Here is a 1,111-nt window from a genome sequence, read left to right as displayed (position 1 = left end):
CGGCACCGAGCCGCCATGATGAACGGCGTGGCTGAACGCGTACAGGTCCGTGAGATCGACGACGACGAAGGACGACGGCTGCTGCGGATCATCCGCCGCGGCACTGGGTCGGTGGTAACCTGGCGGCGCGCGCAGATGGTGCTGCTGTCGGCCCAGGGCATGCCCGTGACGAAGATCGCCGAGGTGACGTTCACCAGCCCCGACCGGGTCCGTGACGTCATCCACAACTTCAACACCGACGGCTTCGACTCCCTGCAGCCCAAGTACCGGGGCGGACGGCCCAAGACCTTCACCCTGCCCGAGCGCCGCGAGATCAAGAAGATCGCCAAATCGAAGCCGGTCGAGCACGGCCTGCCGTTCTCGACCTGGAGCCTGGCCAAGCTGGCCGACTTCCTGGTCGCCGAGGGGGTGGTCGACGACATCAGCCACGAGGGCCTTCGGGTCCTGCTCCGCGAGGAGGGCGTCTCCTTTCAACGCCTGAAGACCTGGAAGACCTCCCGCGACCCGGACTACGCCACCAAGAAGGCCCGAGTGGAGCACCTGTACGCGATCGCCGACGGCGAGGTCGTTGCCGAGGACGGTGAACCCGAGGTCGTCTTCTGCCTGGACGAGTTCGGGCCGCTCAACCTGCAGCCGCATCCGGGCCGCCAGTGGGCCGAACGCGGTGGGCGGCACAAGGACCCCGATCGTGAGCCCCGGCCCCGGCGGCGGGCGACCTATACCCGGCCGCACGGGGTCCGGCATCTGTTCGCCGCCTACGACCTGGGCAAGGACAAGCTGTATGGCCACATCAAGCCGAGGAAGCACCGCACCAGGTTCCTGGAGTTCTGCCGCTATCTGCGCAGCCTGTATCCGCCCGAGGTGCGTATCGCGATCGTGTGCGACAACTTCTCTCCGCACCTGAGCACGAAGCGGGACGGCCGGGTCGGTGACTGGGCCGGAGCGAACAACGTCGAGATCGCCTACACCCCGACCAACAGCTCGTGGCTGAATCGGATCGAGGCCCAGTTCACCGCGCTGCGCTACTTCGCCCTGGACGGTACCGACCATGCCGGCCACAAGGAGCAGGGCAGCATGATCCGCCGCTACATCATCTGGCGCAACCGCCATG

The 1,111-nt window shown here is 67.1% G+C and carries 1 protein-coding gene; it reads left to right on the top strand.

Going from position 1 to position 1,111, the window contains the following annotated elements; all coding sequences use genetic code 11:
- Positions 1-27: 27 nt before the first annotated feature.
- On the top strand, positions 28-1,111 hold a 1,084-nt coding region (locus IEZ06_RS35820; protein ID WP_229799180.1), incomplete at its 3' end, for an IS630 family transposase.

Origin of the sequence: Planomonospora antibiotica, from assembly GCF_014647955.1 — a bacterium.
Lineage (GTDB): Bacteria > Actinomycetota > Actinomycetes > Streptosporangiales > Streptosporangiaceae > Planomonospora > Planomonospora parontospora.
The sequence above is the reverse complement of the archived record's forward strand: the minus strand, read 5'-3'. Positions and strand labels throughout refer to the sequence as shown.